Source organism: Bacteroidota bacterium, assembly GCA_018692315.1.
Taxonomy (GTDB): Bacteria; Bacteroidota; Bacteroidia; order Bacteroidales; family JABHKC01; genus JABHKC01.
Window position 1 is genome coordinate 1 of sequence record JABHKC010000167.1, and the last position, 3,279, is coordinate 3,279.

Below are 3,279 nucleotides of genomic sequence, written 5' to 3' on the forward strand. Positions count from 1 at the left end.
AGATAAAACACTGCTACATAAATCGTTTTTTTAGCTAAAAAAAACAGCCTCCTTTTTGTCCACTTGAAAAATATCAAGGTCAAACAGCCTCCTTTTTGTCTATTACACCCGAAACAACGAAGAAATTTGCATTTTTAGAGGGCTCCTAATGAAACAAAAAAGCCCCATCTATAAATTGATGAGGCTCTAAACAATTTAATTTGTACGTTTTTTTATTTCTTTTCAGAAATTGCAATACGAATTTTCTTTTCCAGTTCTTCTGAAAGTTCAGGATTATCAAATATTAAATTTCGCACTGACTCTCTCCCCTGCCCCAGTTTTGTTTCGCCGTAGCTAAACCATGAACCACTTTTCTTAATTATATTATACTCAACACCTAAGTCGATAATTTCTCCAGTTTTAGAAATACCTTCGCCATACATAATATCAAATTCTGCTTTTCTAAACGGTGGAGCAAGTTTGTTTTTCACAACTTTAACTCTTGTTTTATTTCCTGTAATATCCTCGGCATCTTTTATTTGACTAATCCTACGAATATCAAGTCTCACTGAGGAATAAAATTTAAGAGCATTTCCACCGGTAGTAGTTTCAGGATTTCCAAACATAACCCCAATTTTTTCGCGAAGCTGATTTATGAAAACACAACATGTGCCAGTTTTACTAATATTGGCAGTCAATTTCCTTAATGCTTGCGACATAAGTCGGGCTTGAAGACCCATTCTTGAATCTCCCATTTCGCCTTCGATTTCGGCTTTTGGTGTAAGAGCAGCAACCGAATCAATAACAATAATATCAATAGCTCCGGAACGTATCAGGTGATCGGTAACTTCAAGAGCTTGTTCTCCATTGTCGGGTTGAGAAATATATAAATTCTCGATATCTACACCTAAATTTTCGGCATAAAATCTATCAAAAGCATGTTCGGCATCAATTATGGCTGCAACTCCACCACTCTTTTGGGCTTCGGCAATAGCATGGATTGCAAGCGTTGTTTTACCTGATGATTCTGGTCCAAAAATTTCGATAACACGACCTTTTGGATAACCACCAATTCCTAAAGCATCGTCCAATGAAATAGAACCGGACGAAATATATGGCATATTTTCAATAGCCTTTTCACCCATTTTCATGATGGTACCTTTCCCGTAATTTTTTTCAATTTTGTCTAAAGTAAGCTTTAGTGCTTTCGATTTCTCACTATTAATTTCTTTTTGCTTTTTATCGTTTGCCATTGTTTCTGTTTATTATATATTTTTTATTGTCTCATATTTTACATTTTGAGACATTTATTATGCATTCAAATAGTTTTGTGATACTATCTAAATATTAAAATCTAATTTCTTATCTTTTATTTTAATAAAGCTCTTGAAATTACTATTTGCTGAATTTCTGAAGTTCCTTCATAAATCTGAGTAAGTTTAGCTTCTCTCATCATTCTTTCAACATGATATTCTTTGACATAGCCATACCCACCATGAATTTGAACAGCCTCGGTAGTAACTTTCATTGCAGTTTCAGCGGCAGCATATTTTGCATGTGCACTGGCAATATCATAGTTTTTGTCATTGTCTTTCAGCCATGCAGCCTTTAAAGTCAGCAAACGAGCTGATTCAATAGTAGTTGCCATTTCTGCAAGCTTAAAGGCAATTGCCTGATGATGACCAATTAGCTTTCCAAAAGCCTTTCTTTCTTTTGCATATTGAACTGACAAATCAAGAGCACCCTGTGCCAAACCTAAAGCTTGCGATGCAATACCAATTCTGCCTCCCGACAAAACTTTCATGGCAAATTTAAAACCAAATCCATCTACTCCTATTCGATTTTCCTTCGGGACTTTCACATCAGTAAACATCAACGAATGTGTATCTGATGCTCTCATTCCCATTTTGTTTTCGTGAGGTCCTATTTCAAATCCTTCCCAATCTTTATCAACAATAAATGCATTAATTCCTTTATGTCCCAATTCTACACTTGTCTGAGCTATAACAAGATGATACTTTGCTGAACTTCCATTTGTTATCCAGTTTTTTGTACCATTCAACAAGTAATAATCACCTTTATCTATTGCAGTTGTTCTTTGTGAAGTTGCATCTGAACCGGCTTCGGGTTCCGACAAACAAAAGGACCCAATATATTCACCAGTAGCGAGAGGGACAAGATATTTTTGCTTTTGTTCTTCATTCCCATATTTTTCTAATCCCCAACAAACAAGCGAATTATTGACAGACATTACCACTGAGGCTGCAGAATCTATTTTGGATATTTCTTCCATGGCTAACACATAAGAAACCGTATCCATACCTCCACCGCCATATTTTTCATCAACCATCATTCCTAACAAACCTAATTCGCCCATTTCTTTAATTTGAGCTGCAGGGAATTCGCATTTTTCGTCTCTCTCAATTACACCGGTGAGTAGTTTCGATTTGGCAAAATCTCTTGCCATATCTTTTATCATCAACTGCTCTTCATTAAATTCAAAATTCATATCTATAAGGTTTTCAATTAATAATATATTATTTTGCTTCAGTAAAATCTAAAGGCTCTTCAATCGATTGTTCTTGATTATTTTTAACCAATTAATAATGAACATTAAAATAAATAACTTATCAATTATTTCTGTCTGAGATCTAACATTCTATTCTTTTCAGCAAATATAAGAATATTTCACAAATACTTTATTGAACCTTATAAAATAAATTTAGTAAAATTTATAATTTATACGAATTTCTATTTGGGTTAATATCAATGATAAATTGTTGTAGTTCAGGGAGTATTTAATATTTCAACAAAACATATTCTTTATGTTCCAGCATAGTTTTATAAACAAAAAAAGCCAAAGACCATAAATGATCTTCAGCTTTAAATTTTGTACTATGAAAAACAAAATTAAACTTTATGCCTCGGCTCATCTGAGACAGAAAGCTTTTTTCTTCCTTTTGCTCGTCGCGATAATATTACTTTTCTTCCGTTTGCACTGGACATTCTTTCTCTGAAGCCGTGCTTATTCTTCCTTTTTCTGTTCGATGGCTGAAACGTTCTTTTCATTTCTAATTATTTTATCTTTAACACTTATATCTCAAAATTTTGAAAGCACAAAAGTAATATTTTTTTTTATATTACAAATATATTTTAGTCTTTAACCTGAATAATTCATAAATATTTCTACTACAAGCCCAAACTGCACATCATCTTTGACCGTCCTCAATTTTTATTCCATCAAAATAGCTCGCTATTACTCAAAAATAAAAATCTGTGGTAGTTCAAATCTGACACACA

General features: G+C 33.4%; 3 protein-coding genes. All 3 read right to left on the bottom strand.

Annotated elements, in window-relative coordinates; translation table 11 throughout:
* Window positions 1-212: 212 nt before the first annotated feature.
* Window positions 213-1,232, bottom strand: coding sequence for a recombinase RecA (recA, locus tag HN894_12870; GenBank protein MBT7144212.1), 1,020 nt, complete (start codon window positions 1,230-1,232; stop codon window positions 213-215).
* 116 nt (window positions 1,233-1,348) lie between these two features.
* The gene (locus HN894_12875) at window positions 1,349-2,488 is read right to left on the bottom strand and encodes an acyl-CoA dehydrogenase (protein ID MBT7144213.1); all 1,140 of its coding nucleotides are present in this window, start codon (window positions 2,486-2,488) and stop codon (window positions 1,349-1,351) included.
* 401 nt (window positions 2,489-2,889) lie between these two features.
* The gene (rpmH, locus tag HN894_12880; protein MBT7144214.1) at window positions 2,890-3,048 is read right to left on the bottom strand and encodes a 50S ribosomal protein L34; all 159 of its coding nucleotides are present in this window, start codon (window positions 3,046-3,048) and stop codon (window positions 2,890-2,892) included.
* Window positions 3,049-3,279 lie beyond the last annotated feature (231 nt).